The organism is Mesorhizobium silamurunense, assembly GCF_014843905.1.
In the GTDB taxonomy this organism is placed as follows: Bacteria; Pseudomonadota; Alphaproteobacteria; order Rhizobiales; family Rhizobiaceae; genus Mesorhizobium; species Mesorhizobium silamurunense.
This window is the reverse complement of the sequence record NZ_LPVS01000055.1, coordinates 1-14,795: the sequence shown is the minus strand read 5'-3', so window position 1 is coordinate 14,795 and position 14,795 is coordinate 1. Positions and strand designations below refer to the sequence as shown.

General features: G+C 60.9%; 14 protein-coding genes and 1 pseudogene. 13 read left to right on the top strand and 2 right to left on the bottom strand.

What is annotated here, in order from left to right:
* Positions 1-22: 22 nt before the first annotated feature.
* Positions 23-454: a potassium channel family protein gene (locus AU465_RS16130; RefSeq protein ID WP_192249430.1), complete on the top strand. Its 432-nt coding sequence runs from the start codon at positions 23-25 to the stop codon at positions 452-454.
* 21 nt (positions 455-475) lie between these two features.
* Here the strand turns inward: AU465_RS16130 and hemN are convergent, their stop codons facing one another.
* The gene (hemN, locus tag AU465_RS16125; protein ID WP_192249427.1) at positions 476-1,855 is read right to left on the bottom strand and encodes an oxygen-independent coproporphyrinogen III oxidase; all 1,380 of its coding nucleotides are present in this window, start codon (positions 1,853-1,855) and stop codon (positions 476-478) included.
* Between the two features lie 106 nt (positions 1,856-1,961).
* On the opposite strand from hemN, the gene AU465_RS16120 reads away from it, so the two are divergent.
* The 9 genes from AU465_RS16120 to ccoS all read left to right on the top strand — a co-directional run bounded on the left by AU465_RS16120 (position 1,962) and on the right by ccoS (position 10,998).
* Entirely contained in the window at positions 1,962-2,675 is a 714-nt protein-coding gene (locus AU465_RS16120; RefSeq protein ID WP_192249546.1) for a Crp/Fnr family transcriptional regulator, read from the top strand.
* A gap of 251 nt (positions 2,676-2,926) precedes the next feature.
* Positions 2,927-4,537 (top strand): cytochrome-c oxidase, cbb3-type subunit I, encoded by a 1,611-nt coding sequence (ccoN, locus tag AU465_RS16115; protein WP_192249424.1) that lies wholly within the window; start codon positions 2,927-2,929, stop codon positions 4,535-4,537.
* 10 nt (positions 4,538-4,547) lie between these two features.
* On the top strand, positions 4,548-5,279 hold the full coding sequence (ccoO, locus tag AU465_RS16110; RefSeq protein WP_192249421.1) for a cytochrome-c oxidase, cbb3-type subunit II: 732 nt from the start codon (positions 4,548-4,550) through the stop codon (positions 5,277-5,279).
* Positions 5,280-5,291: 12 nt separating this feature from the next.
* Positions 5,292-5,441 carry a cbb3-type cytochrome oxidase subunit 3 gene (locus tag AU465_RS16105; protein ID WP_192249418.1) on the top strand — a complete coding sequence of 50 codons (150 nt, stop codon included), beginning with the start codon at positions 5,292-5,294 and terminating at the stop codon, positions 5,439-5,441.
* A 2-nt stretch (positions 5,442-5,443) separates the two neighbouring features.
* A complete protein-coding gene (ccoP, locus tag AU465_RS16100; protein ID WP_192249415.1) occupies positions 5,444-6,307 on the top strand; it encodes a cytochrome-c oxidase, cbb3-type subunit III in 864 nt (287 codons plus the stop codon).
* Between the two features lie 170 nt (positions 6,308-6,477).
* Complete coding sequence (gene ccoG, locus AU465_RS16095) at positions 6,478-8,037, top strand: cytochrome c oxidase accessory protein CcoG (protein WP_192249411.1); 1,560 nt, start codon at positions 6,478-6,480, stop codon at positions 8,035-8,037.
* The gene (locus tag AU465_RS16090) at positions 8,034-8,549 is read left to right on the top strand and encodes a FixH family protein (protein WP_192249408.1); all 516 of its coding nucleotides are present in this window, start codon (positions 8,034-8,036) and stop codon (positions 8,547-8,549) included. Before ccoG ends, AU465_RS16090 begins: the two co-directional genes overlap by 4 nt.
* The gene (locus AU465_RS16085) at positions 8,546-10,831 is read left to right on the top strand and encodes a cation-translocating P-type ATPase (protein WP_192249403.1); all 2,286 of its coding nucleotides are present in this window, start codon (positions 8,546-8,548) and stop codon (positions 10,829-10,831) included. The genes AU465_RS16090 and AU465_RS16085 overlap by 4 nt, the downstream gene beginning before the upstream one ends.
* On the top strand, positions 10,828-10,998 hold the full coding sequence (gene ccoS, locus AU465_RS16080) for a cbb3-type cytochrome oxidase assembly protein CcoS (protein WP_192249400.1): 171 nt from the start codon (positions 10,828-10,830) through the stop codon (positions 10,996-10,998). The genes AU465_RS16085 and ccoS overlap by 4 nt, the downstream gene beginning before the upstream one ends.
* 33 nt (positions 10,999-11,031) lie before the next feature.
* On the opposite strand, the gene AU465_RS16075 is transcribed toward ccoS, so the two are convergent.
* A complete protein-coding gene (locus AU465_RS16075; RefSeq protein ID WP_192249397.1) occupies positions 11,032-11,580 on the bottom strand; it encodes a hypothetical protein in 549 nt (182 codons plus the stop codon).
* Positions 11,581-11,942: 362 nt separating this feature from the next.
* Here AU465_RS16075 and AU465_RS16070 point away from each other — a divergent pair, with 362 nt between their 5' ends.
* The 3 genes and pseudogenes from AU465_RS16070 to AU465_RS16060 all read left to right on the top strand — a co-directional run.
* On the top strand, positions 11,943-13,430 hold the full coding sequence (locus tag AU465_RS16070) for a PAS domain-containing sensor histidine kinase (protein ID WP_192249543.1): 1,488 nt from the start codon (positions 11,943-11,945) through the stop codon (positions 13,428-13,430).
* A complete protein-coding gene (gene fixJ / locus AU465_RS16065) occupies positions 13,420-14,031 on the top strand; it encodes a response regulator FixJ (RefSeq protein ID WP_312891264.1) in 612 nt (203 codons plus the stop codon). Before AU465_RS16070 ends, fixJ begins: the two co-directional genes overlap by 11 nt.
* 524 nt (positions 14,032-14,555) lie before the next feature.
* Positions 14,556-14,795 (top strand): annotated as a pseudogene (locus AU465_RS16060) (5-aminolevulinate synthase); the annotation flags it as partial.

Here is a 14,795-nt window from a genome sequence, read left to right as displayed (position 1 = left end):
CTTCGGACCGTAGTGTCCCCGAATGATCCTCAATCTTTTCGTCGGCACGATCGTCATCAGCCTGACGGTCCTGATCCACACTTTCGGCCTTATCGCCGTCACTCATGCGATGGCGCGCCTCGTGGCGCTCTTCCGCATGCACGGCCGCCGCAGCCGGGTCATCGCCATGATTACAGTCGTGATGGGCCTTTTTGCGGTCATGACGGCGGAAGTCTGGCTATGGGCCGGCGTGTACCGGCTGCTCGGAATCCTGAGCGACTTCGAGACGGCGCTCTACTTCTCGACCATCACCTTCTCGACGGTCGGCTATGGAGACGTGGTGCCGGCCCATGGCTGGCGCGTCCTGGCGGCTTTGGAAGGCATCAACGGGTTTCTGCTGATCGGCTGGTCGACGGCCTATCTGATCGCGGCCGGCACCCGTGTCGGCCCATTCAGGATCGGCGAGCATTTTTGATGCGCAGCCTTAAGCCGTTGCTCAAACGGCCACCGAATGCCTGGCGTTTCCATTCCTGAGATATCTGTCGAATTTCGCCGCCACCGTCCTGACCAGCGGGTGGCTTTCCGCCGGCACGACGAAGTTCTCGCCTTCGAGCCGGAGAAGCTCGCCGGCACCGCTGATGGCGAGGCGGCTTGCCTCGCAGAGCAGCTTTTGGCCGACAGCTCCAAAGCGCTCGACCAGGTCCACCGCCGAGAAGGCGAATTGGCACATCAGGCGCTCGATGACCCAGCCTCGCGCCTGATCATCGACGCTGAGTTCAATCCCGCGGGCTATCGCCAGTTGTCCGGAGTCCACGGCCCTTTCATATTCACCGGTCGCGACGATGTTCTGGGCGTAGCCCTGCCGATATCGGCTGATGGAGGAGGGACCGAGACCGATCAGGGTTTCGCACTGGTCCTCGGTATAGCCCTGGAAGTTGCGGCGGATCTTGCCGCCGCGCGCAGCGACCGCAAGCGTGTCCTGCGGCTTTGCGAAATGATCCAATCCCAAGGCCTCGTAGCCGGCGCCGACAATCGTTCGCGCGGCAAGTTGCGACTGTGCCAGGCGCGCGGTGGAATCGGGCAGCCAGGCCTCATCGATCATCGTTTGATGTTTCTTGAACCACGGCACATGCGCGTAGCCAAACAAGGCAAGCCTGTCCGGCGCCAGTGTCAGCGCTTGGCCGACAGTCGCCGCAACACTCTCGCAGGTCTGATGTGGCAGGCCATAAAGAAGGTCCAGGTTGACGGAAGTGACGCCCCGCGCGCGCACTGCATCGACGATGCTTTTGGTCAGCGCGAAACTCTGCTCGCGATTGATCGCCTTCTGAACCTTGGGATCGAAGTCCTGAACGCCGAGACTCGCTCTCGTCATGCCGATCGCGGCGAAGGCATCGAGCCGACCCTCATCCATGTCGTTCGGGTCGATTTCGACGCTGAGACTGGCATTGTCGAGGAAGTCGAATCGATCCCGCAGCGCTTTTCCGAGCAAGAGGATGTCTTCGGGCTTCAGCATCGTCGGGGAACCGCCGCCGAAATGAACGGCGCGGACCTTGCCCCGGCCGCTCACCAGCCCGCCGACCGTTTCGATTTCCCTGTGCAACGAGCGCAGGAAGGTGACCACGGGCGCATAGTGTCGGGTCTGCTTGGTGTGGCAGGCGCAGAACCAGCACAGCCTGTCGCAATAGGGGATATGCAGATACAGCGATATCTCGTCATCGCCCTCAAGCGCGTCCATCCAACCGCGAACCGTTACCGCGTCGACGCCCGGGTGAAAGTGCGGGGCCGTCGGATAGCTCGTATAGCGAGGTACGCTATCGCCAAGGCCTGGGGTGGGCGTTGGGCGAGTTTCTTGGATGGTGGCCGCTGCGTTGCTCATGGCAGGCAAACTGCCGAAACTACTCCGACAAAGCCTTGATTTCGATCAAGGCGGCACAGGACGCAACCGGCGCAAATTGCTTTCCTATTTTGTTGCGAGCGTCGTAATGGCCGTCAAACAGGATGCCAAACATGCCGACGTTCCCCCGATTTGCAGATCCTGCAAAGCGCGGCGCGGCGGATTATGCGGTGCGCTCAACACCAGCCAACTCGCCGAGCTGGCGAAAGCCTCGTCAAGACATGAGGTTTTGGCAGGGACGGAACTGTCCGACGATGAAACCTACTCGACCCTGTTGTCCGGCGTAGTCAAGCTGACGAGAAATCTGTCGGACGGTCGTCAGCAGATTGTCGGGTTCCATTTTGCGCCCGATTTTCTGGGCAGGCAGTTCGAGGCAAAATGGCCGATCAAGGCCGAAGCCTTGACGAAGGTGGCGCTCTGCTCGTTTCCAAGCACGATCATCGAGCGAATGACGAACGACACCCCGGAGCTTGGGCATAGGTTGCTTGAGCACGCGCTGAACGAACTCGACGAGGCGCGCGACTGGATGGCGGCTCTGGGGCGCAAGACTGCGTCCGAAAAAATCGCAAGCTTCCTTCTCATGGTCGCCAGAAACATCGATCGTGCCAACCATCCGGCTAGCTCGACGAGCTTCGACCTACCGCTTACGCGCGCCGATATCGCCGATTTTCTTGGACTGACCATCGAGACGGTTAGCCGCGAATTGTCCAGACTGCGATCGGACGGTGCAATCCAGATTGTCAACAAGCGGCATATCAGTCTCGCAAGCACGAGTGAGCTCGAGGAACGTTGCGGGGACTGAATAGCAACCTCCGACACTCTGCCAAACAGTATCGAGCTTCGGCCTCATCGAATCGGTCCCGAGTCGGCCCGCTTCTTTGCGGTCTTTGCATGATCGCCCCACCGCGCGCGAACTCGTGGCGACACGGATGCCTCCCAAACAAAACAGTACGCGTTTGACCTGAATCAAGGCCGGAGGATGGAAAAACCCGAAATGGTGCCGCGAGCGGTCAACTTCCGCAGAAATTTTTGAGACGAGATCGGGGACTTGCGATGAGATTTGGCACGGAGATCGTCCTTCTAACCCTGTTTGCCTTTGCCGCCCTTGTGGCTGCCGGCTTCGGTGCAGATGAACCTTTTCGCCAGCATATGTGGGTTTTGTTCTTCGCCGTGGCTGGCTTTACCGCGATCCTGCTGCGCAACACGGATTTCAAGCCGGCAGCTCCGATAGACCCCACCGCCTACATGGATGGCCCGATCCGCTACGGAGCCATCGCCACGGTGTTCTGGGGCGTCGTCGGCATGCTGGTTGGCGTTGTCATCGCTCTCCAGCTTGCCTACCCTGACCTCAATTTCGGGCCTTGGCTCAATTTCGGCCGACTGCGACCTGTCCATACCTCCGGCGTCGTCTTTGCCTTTGGCGGCAACGCCCTGCTTTGCACGTCGCTGTACGTCGTCCAGCGCACATGCAGGGCGCGACTTTTTGGCGGCAACCTCGCCTGGTTCGTGTTCTGGGGATATCAGCTTTTCATCGTCATGGCCGCGACAGGCTATCTGCTGGGCATCACCGAGAGCCGCGAATATGCCGAGCCGGAATGGTATGTCGACATCTGGCTGACAATCGTCTGGGTCGCCTATCTGATCCTTTTCCTTGGCACCATTCTGAAGCGCAAGGAACCGCACATTTACGTCGCCAACTGGTTCTATCTCTCTTTCATCGTGACCATTGCGATGCTGCACGTGGTCAACAACCTGTCGATGCCCGCCTCGTTGGTCGGCTCGAAAAGCTACTCCGCCTTCTCAGGCGTTCAGGATGCGCTGACGCAGTGGTGGTACGGGCATAATGCCGTGGGCTTCTTTCTGACGGCCGGCTTCCTCGGCATGATGTACTATTTCGTGCCGAAGCAGGTGAACCGGCCAGTCTACTCCTACCGCCTTTCAATCATCCACTTCTGGGCCCTCATCTTCCTGTACATCTGGGCGGGCCCTCATCACCTTCACTACACCGCACTGCCCGATTGGGCGCAGACGCTGGGCATGGTGTTCTCGATCATGCTGTGGATGCCTTCCTGGGGCGGCATGATCAACGGCCTCATGACCCTCTCCGGGGCCTGGGACAAGATTCGCACGGACCCAATTGTCCGCATGATGGTCGCGGCTATCGCCTTCTACGGCATGTCGACCTTCGAAGGCCCGATGATGTCGATCAAGACGGTCAACTCGCTCTCGCATTACACGGACTGGACCATCGGCCACGTTCACTCGGGCGCGCTCGGCTGGGTCGGCTTGATCACCTTCGGCGCCATCTACTACATGGTGCCGAAGCTCTGGAACCGCGAGCGGCTCTATTCACTGCGGCTCGTCACCTGGCACTTCTGGCTGGCAACGCTCGGCATCGTTGTCTACGCGGCGGTGATGTGGGTTTCGGGCATCATGCAGGGGCTCATGTGGCGGGAGTACGACGAGCAGGGATTCCTCGTCTACTCCTTCGCCGAGACCGTCGCCGCCATGCATCCCTACTATGTCATGCGCGCCGCGGGCGGCGCCATGTACCTCACCGGCATGCTGATCATGGCCTGGAACGTCACCATGACCATTCTTGGCTACCAGCGCGAGGAACAGTCCTCGCCGGGTTCCGCCCCCGCCCTCCAGCCTGCCGAATAAGGAGCCAGACATGGGCCTGATGGATAAACACGCGCTGATCGAGAAGAACGCCACGCTGCTTCTTGTCGGATCCCTGCTGGTCGTGACCGTCGGCGGTATCGTCGAGATCGCGCCTCTATTCTATCTCGACAACACGATCGAGAAGGTCGAGGGCATGCGCCCCTACTCGCCGCTCGAGCTCGCCGGACGCAACATCTATGTGCGCGAGGGATGCTACCTCTGCCACAGCCAGATGATCAGGCCGTTCCGCGACGAGGTGGAGCGCTATGGCCATTACAGCCTGGCGGCCGAGTCGATGTACGATCACCCGTTTCAATGGGGGTCCAAGCGGACCGGCCCCGATCTCGCTCGCGTCGGCGACCGCTACTCCAACAGCTGGCACGTCCAGCACCTTACGGACCCGCGTTCCGTCGTGCCCGAGTCGATCATGCCTAGCTATGCGTTCCTGAAGGACACGCCGATCGAGGTGAAGGATTTCTCGACGCACCTCGTCGCCAACCGGCGTGTCGGCGTCCCTTACTCCGATGACATGATCGCCAATGCCAATGTCGATCTGATGGCGCAGGCCGATCCCAATGCCGACACCTCCGGCCTGGAAAAGCGCTATCCAAAGGCCAAAGTCGGTGACTTCGACGGCAATCCGCAACAGGTCACCGAGATGGATGCCCTCGTGGCCTATCTCCAAATGCTCGGCACACTGGTCGATTTCAAGAATTACGACGAAGCCGCCGGCTATCGCTGAGGAGGGCAAACGATGGACTACAACCTGATGCGCGAGTTCGCGGACAGCTGGGGGCTGCTGGCCATGGCCCTGTTCTTCATCGGCTGCGTGGCCTTCGCGTTTCGCCCTGGCGGCAGGACGCATGCCGACCAGGCTGCACAGATCCCACTCAAGGACGATTGATCATGAGCAACGAGCATATCGACGAAATCTCGGGCGTGATGACGACCGGCCACGAATGGGATGGAATCAAGGAGCTCAACAATCCCCTGCCGCGCTGGTGGGTGATCACCTTCTACGTCACCATCGCCTGGGCGCTCGCCTACACGATCGCCTACCCCGCCTGGCCGATGCTGAGCTCGGCCACCAACGGCGTCCTGAGCTTTTCCAGTCGCAACGACGTCAAGAACGAACTGGCCGCCGCGGAAGCCGCCAAGGCTAAGTACGTCGCGGCAATTCAATCCAAGAGCGTTTCCGAAATCGCCGGCGACGACGCGCTGCGCGAGTTTGCCGTCGCGGCCGGTGGTGCCGCATTCAAGGTCAACTGCGTGCAATGCCACGGATCCGGCGCACTGGGGTCGAAAGGATTCCCAAACCTCAACGATGACGATTGGCTCTGGGGGGGAAAGACGGAGCAGATTCATCAGACCATCACCCACGGAATTCGTTTCGCTGCGGATGCCGATACCCGCCAGTCGGAGATGACTGCTTTCGTCGATGTGCTTAAACCGGAACAGATCGCCCAGGTCAGTGCCTATGTGGCGAGCCTTTCCGGACCAATGCACGACAAAAGCTTGATTGAGCCCGGCGCTAAGGTCTTTGCGGACAATTGCGCCGCCTGCCATGGCGAGAACGCAAAGGGCAACAGGGAACTTGGAGCTCCCGACTTGACTGACGCGATCTGGCTCTACGGCTCCGGCGAGGCAGCCATCGCCGCACAGGTACGTGCCCCGAAGAACGGGGTGATGCCCGCCTGGGTCGGCCGCCTCGGCGAGACGACAGTCAAGGAGCTGGCTGTCTACGTCCATTCGCTTGGCGGTGGAGAATAGGAAGCGGGGCCTATTCTCGGCCCTCGGCCGTTCAAGCGACGAGGCCCGGCTGTGCCGGGCCTCGATTTTTTTGATCCCTCAATTTGACCTGCATCAACGCGACACGACGTGAGCGATTGCAAGATTGCAGGACAGAAGCGGCGTCATTTTCGGCGCGATTGGAGAACGTCGTGCTGGATCAGACACAGGTAGAACGGCTTGAAGCCGAGGCGGTCAACTCCGCCAAGTTGCGACAGCCGCTCTACGTGGCGCGCAAGAAGATCTTCCCGAAGCGCGCGTCCGGCCGTTTCCGCCAGTTCAAGTGGCTGGTGATGGCGATCACACTCGGTATCTATTATCTCACACCCTGGCTGCGCTGGGATCGCGGAGCCTTCGCTCCCGACCAGGCCGTGCTCCTCGATCTGGCGAACCGCCGCTTCTATTTCTTCTTCGTCGAGATCTGGCCGCAGGAATTCTACTATGTCGCCGGCCTGCTCATGATGGCAGGCGTCGGCCTTTTCCTGATCACATCGACGGTCGGGCGCGCCTGGTGCGGCTATACCTGCCCGCAGACCGTCTGGGTCGACCTGTTCCTTGTCGTGGAACGCGCGATCGAAGGTGACCGCAATGCCCGCATCAAGCTCGACGCCGCCCCGTGGACCGCTCGCAAGCTCTTCCTGCGCGTATCCAAGCATGCCGTCTGGCTCGTCATCGCAGTGGCCACGGGCGGCGCCTGGATCTTCTACTTCGCCGATGCCCCGAAGCTGCTCGGCGAAGTCGCCACTGGCACGGCGGCGCCAGTCGCCTATGTCACGATCGCCGTCCTGACCGGCACCACTTACGTTTTCGGCGGACTGATGCGCGAGCAGGTCTGCACTTACATGTGCCCCTGGCCGCGCATCCAGGCCGCTATGCTCGACGAAAATTCGTTGACGGTGACGTACAACGACTGGCGCGGCGAACCGCGGTCACGGCATGCCAAGAAGGCCACGGCCGCCGGACAACCGGTCGGCGATTGCGTCGACTGCAATGCCTGTGTCGCCGTCTGTCCCATGGGGATCGATATCCGTGACGGCCAGCAGCTGGAATGCATCACCTGCGCGCTGTGCATCGATGCTTGCGACAGCGTCATGGACAAGCTCGGCCGAGAACGCGGGCTGATTTCCTATGCAACGCTGGCCGACTACAACGCCAACATGGCGGTGGCGACCTCCGGCGGGGCCAGCCCGGTCAATCCGGCGCTCGTACGGACGGCGAGCGGCAGCTTCGTCGATGGCTTGGCACATTTCCACCTGGGCAAGATCTTCCGGCTGCGCACCTACATCTATCTCGGCGCGTGGTCGGCGATCGGGCTGGTGCTCGTCTATTCGCTGCTGACGCGCGAGCGGCTGGAGCTGAATGTCCTGCATGACAGAAATCCACAGTTCGTGACGCTTTCGGACGGCTCGATCCGGAACGGCTACACCGTCAAGCTGCTCAACATGATACCCGAGCCGAGGACGATTGAGGTGACGCTGGAGGGTCTCGACGGCGGTGAGATGAGCGTTGTCGGCATCGACCAGCCTCCGAGCCGCTCATTTTCCATTTCGGTCGAACCTGACCGGCTGAAGACGCTGAAGGTCTTCGTTCGGCAACCCGCGGACCAGATCAAGAAGCCGGTGCAAAGCTTCGAATTTCGCATCAACGACCAGGCGAGTTCCGAATCCGCCGAGTACACCGCCAGTTTCAACGCACCGGAGAGCGGCAAATGAGCGCCGAAACGCGGAAGCCACGCGAGTTCACCGGCAGGCACATGTTGATCTCCATCGTCGCCTTCTTCGCGGTGGTCATCGGAGTGAATGTCACCATGGCAACGCTCGCCGGCAGGAGTTGGACCGGCCTCGTCGTCGAGAACACCTATGTTGCCAGCCAGCAGTTCAACGAAGAAGCAAGGAAAGGAAGGGCGCAGGCGGCCCTCGGTTGGACGGGCAAGCTGACCATCGCCTCTGGCGAAGTCCACTACAGCCTTATCGACAGCCACGGCAAACCGGTGCCGCTGCACGGCGTCAGAATGCTGTTTCGCCATCCGGCCTACGAGGCCGAGGATGAAGCCGTGACACTCGCTGCGGCGTCCGGCGCTTCTCCTGGCAATACGCAGGAGTTTGCCGCCCGGCACGCGCCGAAGGATGGCGTCTGGATCGTGGAGATCGATGCAAGCGCGGGACTGATGTCAGCGTTTCGCGATGTCCGCCGCATCATGATCGTGAAAGGAGCCCTGCAATGAGCTGCTGCGCGCCGGGCGCCGAAATGGCGTTGGAGGTCGCCAACGCGGCGTCCGCTTCGCCATCGAGCGAGGAGATCAAGCTGGCCAGCCGCTCTCTGGGCGGCGACATTCGCCAGACCGAACTGTCGGTGCCGACGGTTCATTGCGGGGCTTGCATTCAGGCGATCGAGGCCGCGCTCGACAAGGTCGAGAATGTTGAGTCCGCTCGCGTCAACCTGTCGACGAAGCGCGTGTCAATTCGCTGGCACGGAGACAGTGTCCCGCCATTCTTTGCAGTGCTCGGCCGGCTCGGCTATCAGGCGCACCTGTTCGACCCGGAAATTCACGAAAAGGACAAGACGCTCTCAGAACTGGTCCGAGCCGTCGCCGTGGCAGGCTTCGCTGCCGGCAACATCATGCTGCTGTCGGTTTCAGTCTGGTCCGGCGCCGAGGGCGCGACACGGGATCTGTTTCATTGGCTGTCTGCGCTGATCGCCATTCCGGCTCTCGCTTTTGCCGGCGGTATCTATTTCCGCTCTGCTGCGAACGCACTGAGCCATGGCCGGATGAACATGGACGTGCCGATCGCGGTGGGCGTTTCCCTCGCTTACGCGATGAGCCTCTATGAGACCATCAACCACGGTGAGCACGCCTATTTCGACGCCTCCGTATCGCTGCTTTTCTTCCTGTTGATCGGCCGCACCCTGGACCACGTGATGCGCGAGCGGGCGCGAACGGCCGTCAACGGCCTTTCAAGGCTGGCCGCACGCGGCGCCTTGGTTCTGCGCGACGACGGTAGGCGCGACTACTTGTCCATAGGTGACATCGAACCCGGCATGCGCCTGCTTATCGCGGCAGGCGAGCGGATACCTGTCAACGGAGATATTTTGATCGGCAACTCCGATCTCGACTGCTCGCTCGTCTCCGGCGAAAGCACGCCCAAGGCCGTGAGCGCCGGGGCGCATGTCCAGGCCGGGACGCTCAACCTCACCGGTCCGCTGACGATGCGGGCGACCGCCGCCGCAAAGGATTCCTTCCTAGCCGAAATGGTCCGGTTGATGGAGGCCGCCGAAGGCGGGCGCTCACAATACCGAAGGATCGCCGACCGGGTATCCGCACTCTATGCGCCGGTGGTTCATATTGCAGCGTTCATGACCTTCCTGGGCTGGATGGTGGCGTCCGGCGATTGGCACCGGGCCATGACCATCGCCATCGCCGTGCTTATCATCACATGCCCCTGCGCTCTCGGCCTTGCCGTGCCGATCGTCCAGGTCGTGGCAGCCCGGCGCCTGTTCGAGGCCGGCGTAATGGTGAAGGACGGCTCGGCTCTGGAGCGCCTCGCTGTAATCGACACCGCCGTCTTCGACAAGACCGGAACACTGACACTGGGACAGCCAAAGCTTGTCAATGCCTCGTCAATAGATCCGACCATGCTCGCAATGGCTGCCGATATCGCAGCTCATTCGCGCCACCCGTTCTCGAAAGCCGTTGCGGCCCACGGGGGTTTTGCCGCCCAGCCCAAGCTCGACTCCGTGCGAGAGGAGCCCGGCTTCGGCGTCGAAGCGCTCACCGGCGGCGACATTTGGCGCCTCGGGCGGCGCGGATGGGCCGGGTGGAAAGCTCGCACCGGCGGTGAAGGCAAGATCGGCGGTTATGGCGGCACGGTGCTTTCGAAGAACGGCAGCATCGTCGCATGTTTCGCCTTCGAGGACGCGACCCGATCAGACGCCAGGGAGGCAATCCAGCAACTGAAGGACGCCAGTGTATCGGTCGATATGCTGTCCGGTGATACCGAGAGGGCCTGCAGCCAAGTTGCGAGCACACTCGGGATCGAGAGCTTCGTGCCAGCGTTGCTGCCCTCGGGAAAAGTTGAGTGGATCGAGTCGCTGACCCGTGCGGGACACAAGGTGCTGATGGTAGGCGACGGTCTCAACGACACGCCGGCGCTGCGGGCGGCACATGTCTCGATCGCCCCGGCGACCGCGGCCGATATCGGCCGCAAGGCCGCGGACTTCGTCTTCCTGCGCGAGAGCCTGTTCGCAGTCCCACTTGCGCTGGAGATATCGCGAAAGGCTGGTGGGCTCATTCGCCAGAACATCGCGATCGCGATCGCCTACAATGCCTTCGCCGTTCCAATCGCCATCCTTGGACATGTGACGCCGCTCATCGCCGCGATCGCCATGTCCGCCTCCTCGCTGATCGTGATCGCCAACGCCATGCGGCTTCAGGCCACGGTGAAAGCGGTTCCCGAAGTGACTCCGTCCAGGCGCCGCTCCGATGTCGTGGGAGTGGCCCACCCATGACCACGCTCGTCTATCTCATTCCCGTCGCCCTGTTCCTGGGAGCGCTCGGCCTGTCGGGCTTCCTTTGGGCGCTGCGCAGCGGCCAATACGAGGATCTCGATGGAGCTGCCGAGCGGATATTGATCGACCCCGATGACCGGCCCGGCGAAGCCGTGCGGTCGAGATGACGTTGACGATGCAAATCCTTGGCTCATCCAGCCCTAGATCGCCGCTGCGGCTATAAGCGGTCGAAGCAGCATCAGGGCGAATCCAACAAGCGCCGCGCCGGTAACCTTGTCCGCGGTCCACCTGCCTGCCCGAAGTCGCTTGCCGAACAAAAGCCAGAGCGATCCTGTAGTTGCTGTGATCCCAAGCAGTACAATCCAGAAACCGCCCAAAACGTGCGGCTTGGCATTCATCGGCACCATCGCCAGGCAATAGATGAACGCCTTCGGATTGAGGACGGTGGTCGCCAGCACGGAAAGCCCATCACCGCTTTCGGATGCATCGATCGGCTTGCAGCCCATCAGACGCAGGCCTAGAACCACAAGCCACCCGGCTGCGATCAGTCTGAGTATCTGGACAGCGTCAGGCGGCATCAAGGGGCGTAACGAAAGCCAAAGCGCCGCTGCGATCCCGTATCCGCATGCTTGCGCGACCAAGAGCGTAATCGCCTTCTCTCGCTTGACCGCACCCGCCATCAAGAGGGCATTGGTTGGCCCTGGCGCGACAAAGAGCAGAAATGCTTCCAGAAAAAATTGGCTATTCAATCTGCTTGATCCCGAGGATGCGTATATTTCAACTCCAAAACTCCGTTTGCCTTGACGATCGCCGCCGGGTTTGCATCAACGGCCAGGTTGACGATCGTTTTGTAGGACATGCGGGCACCTCGCCTGGAGAGCGGAACGCATCGTCATTTGCATTCTGCGGCGGGCGGCGCCTTGATACCGATCAAATGGTCACAGCAGCTGTTTGGCGGCAGGCGGATGAGTGCTAGATCAGCGACCACTGCTGTTCCCCGATCCGGAGATCACTCGTGAGCAAGAAGGGGCAAGCTTCGCCCGAAACCGTTGCCAAAGCGGCTCACCTGGCCGGCAGTGACAATTTGCCGGAGCATGATCTTCTTTCGCTGATGTTCAATCAGGCTCCCGGTTTCATGACCTTGCTCAGCGAGCCTGATCACGTTTTCCAGTTGACCAATGAGGCTTACCAGCGACTGATCGGTCAAAGGCAGGTTATTGGCAAGTCGGTTCGCGAGGCCCTGCCCGAGCTTGAGGGCCAAGGATTCTTCGAATTGCTCGATCGTGTCGGTGAAACGGGCGAGCCTTACGTTGGCCGCAATGCCAAGATCGTCCTTAGCAACGCTGAGACCGGCATTGCCGAAGAGCGTATCCTGGACTTCGTCTATCAACCCATCCGAGGCAAAGACGGCCGCATCGCCGCTATCTTCGTGCAAGGCACCGACGTCAGCGATCTGTCGTTCGCCAACGCCGCGCTGCAGTTGCGTGAGGATCACCTGCGTTCGATCCTGGCGACAGTGCCCGATGCGATGATCGTCATCGATGAAAGCGCTCTTATCCAGTCCTTCAGCACGGCAGCCGAGACATTGTTTGGCTACAAAGCCAGCGAAGTCATCGGTCAAAACGTCAAATTGCTGATGCCCTCGCCATACCGGGAACAGCATGACGCATACATGCAGCGTTATCTGACGACAGGAGAGCGCCGCATCATCGGGCTTGGGCGCACGGTAACCGGGATGCGCAAGGATGGATCGACCTTCCCGATGGAACTCGCCGTCGGCGAAATGCATCCGGGAACCGGCCGCTTCTTCACCGGCTTCTGCCGCGACCTGACGGAACGCCACAGAACGGAAGCCAGGATGCAGGAGCAGCAGCAGGAGCTGCTTCACATGGCAAGATTCACCGCGCTCGGCGAAATGGCCTCGACATTGGCGCATGAGATAAACCAGCCGCTGACAGCCATCACGAACTACCTCAAGGGCAGCCGCCGTCTCCTTGAGAAGAGCAAGGACGAGAATGCCGCCATGTTGCAGGAGGCTGTCGAGAAGGCTGCCGAGCAGGCCCTGCGCGCCGGCGATGTCATCCGTCGCCTCAGGGATTTTGTCGCCAGGGGCGAAAGCGAGCGTCAGGTCGAATTTCTGCCAGCGCTCATCGAGGACGCCTCATCGCTGGCTTTGGTTGGGGCCAGGGAGGCGGACGTGCGTGTCAGTTACGATCTCGATCCGGCGGCCGAGCTTGTTTTGACCGACCGAATCCAGATCGAGCAGGTGTTGCTCAACCTGATGAGAAATGCCGTTGAGGCCATGCAGGGCGCGCCTCGCCGGGAATTGCATGTCGTTACCGGGGCAAGACAAGACGGCATGGCGGAAGTTGGCGTAATTGACACGGGCCCGGGACTGGCGCCTGAGGTCTCAGCTCAGCTCTTCCAGCCTTTCGTCACCACCAAGAAGCATGGAATGGGCGTCGGCCTGTCTATTTGTCGGACTATCGTCGAGTCGCATGGCGGTCATATATGGGCGGAGCCAATGGCTGGCGGCGGGACCGCGTTTCGGTTCACTTTGCGCGCCGTGGAGAAGGAAGAGGTCGCCAGTGGGCAGTGATATCGTTCATGTGGTTGACGACGATGTCGACGTTCGCAAGTCTCTGGGTTTCCTTCTCGCGACAGCCGACTTTGCGGTGCGCCTCTATGAATCGGCGACAGCATTCCTGGCAACGGAACCGAAGGATATCGACGGTTGCATCGTCACCGATGTGCGCATGCCCGGCATCGACGGCATAGAGTTCCTGCGGCAGCTGAAGGCTAACGGCCATGCCGTGCCAGTCATCGTCATGACGGGACACGCGGATGTCGCATTGGCAGTGCAGGCGATGAAAGAGGGAGCCGCCGATTTCATCGAGAAGCCATTCGATGACCAAGTGCTGATCGACGCAATTCGCTCGGCTCTGGACACCCGCAACCATGCCGCTGCGTCACACCCGCAAACCGCCGACATTCGGAAGAATCTGGCCATGCTCTCGGAGCGGGAACGCCAGGTGCTCGACGGTCTCGTTTCGGGTTTGCCGAACAAGACGATAGCCTACGATCTTGGGATCAGCCCGCGCACCGTCGAAATCCACCGGGCGAACCTTATGAGCAAGATGGGCGCCAGCAGTCTTTCACACCTTGTCCGAATGGCATTGATCGCCGATCCTAAACACTAAAGCTCGTCACGCTGAAACGGATTCAGGCAATGGGCTTTAAGTCTTTGTTTTGACGCAATTCCGGACGGAAAACCGTTTCACACTTTTCCTGGAATTGCTCTAGGACGGGTTCTGAGGAGGATCCTCCCGGTCTTTCTCCAGGTGCCAGTCGCGCCAATGGGTCGGCCGGATATCTACGCGGATACCGGTAATGGCATGCCGCCATCCCTCACTGCCTTTTTCGCAAGGAAATACAAGCGCGTGCAGGCCCTCCTCGTCCAGAACGGCTAGTTCTAGGCTGCGGCCAAACGGAGCGCTTGCTATTGGATTCCACATCCGACCAGCGTGCGCCGAATTGGAACTCCGCGCTTTGATTTGAATCAGTTTTGGACGGGTTTGCGTCGAGGAAACCTGCCTACCCGGAGGCATCCACGCGTCTCCAATTTGACATAGCTCAAAGCGGAGCCTTCCCCTGGTTCGTAAGTTGAGCCCAGCGGATCGAACCGCCGCAGTCCGCGGCAGCACTTCCTGCACAGGAGCTCGACATGAATTACCAGCGGTTCTTCGAAGACGCGATCGACCAGCTCCATGCCGAGCGGCGCTACCGCGTTTTCGCCGACCTCGAGCGCATGGTGGGCAAGTTTCCGCGCGCCATCTGGCGTTCCAACGGCCGCGCCCAGGAGATCACCGTATGGTGCTCCAACGACTATCTCGGCATGGGCCAGAACCCGGATGTGATCGCCGCCTTCCAGACCGCGGCGGGCAAGATGGGCTCGGGCGCCGGC

Coding starts and splice junctions, on each gene's coding strand:
- ccoP (WP_192249415.1), top strand. CDS start 5,444: ATGAGCAACGAGCATATCGACGAAATCTCGGGCGTGATGACGACCGGC.
- ccoS (WP_192249400.1), top strand. CDS start 10,828: ATGACCACGCTCGTCTATCTCATTCCCGTCGCCCTGTTCCTGGGAGCG.
- AU465_RS16085 (WP_192249403.1), top strand. CDS start 8,546: ATGAGCTGCTGCGCGCCGGGCGCCGAAATGGCGTTGGAGGTCGCCAAC.
- AU465_RS16070 (WP_192249543.1), top strand. CDS start 11,943: ATGTTCAATCAGGCTCCCGGTTTCATGACCTTGCTCAGCGAGCCTGAT.
- AU465_RS16120 (WP_192249546.1), top strand. CDS start 1,962: ATGGCCGTCAAACAGGATGCCAAACATGCCGACGTTCCCCCGATTTGC.
- AU465_RS16105 (WP_192249418.1), top strand. CDS start 5,292: ATGGACTACAACCTGATGCGCGAGTTCGCGGACAGCTGGGGGCTGCTG.
- ccoO (WP_192249421.1), top strand. CDS start 4,548: ATGGGCCTGATGGATAAACACGCGCTGATCGAGAAGAACGCCACGCTG.
- AU465_RS16130 (WP_192249430.1), top strand. CDS start 23: ATGATCCTCAATCTTTTCGTCGGCACGATCGTCATCAGCCTGACGGTC.
- hemN (WP_192249427.1), bottom strand. CDS start 1,855: ATGAGCAACGCAGCGGCCACCATCCAAGAAACTCGCCCAACGCCCACC.
- AU465_RS16090 (WP_192249408.1), top strand. CDS start 8,034: ATGAGCGCCGAAACGCGGAAGCCACGCGAGTTCACCGGCAGGCACATG.
- ccoN (WP_192249424.1), top strand. CDS start 2,927: ATGAGATTTGGCACGGAGATCGTCCTTCTAACCCTGTTTGCCTTTGCC.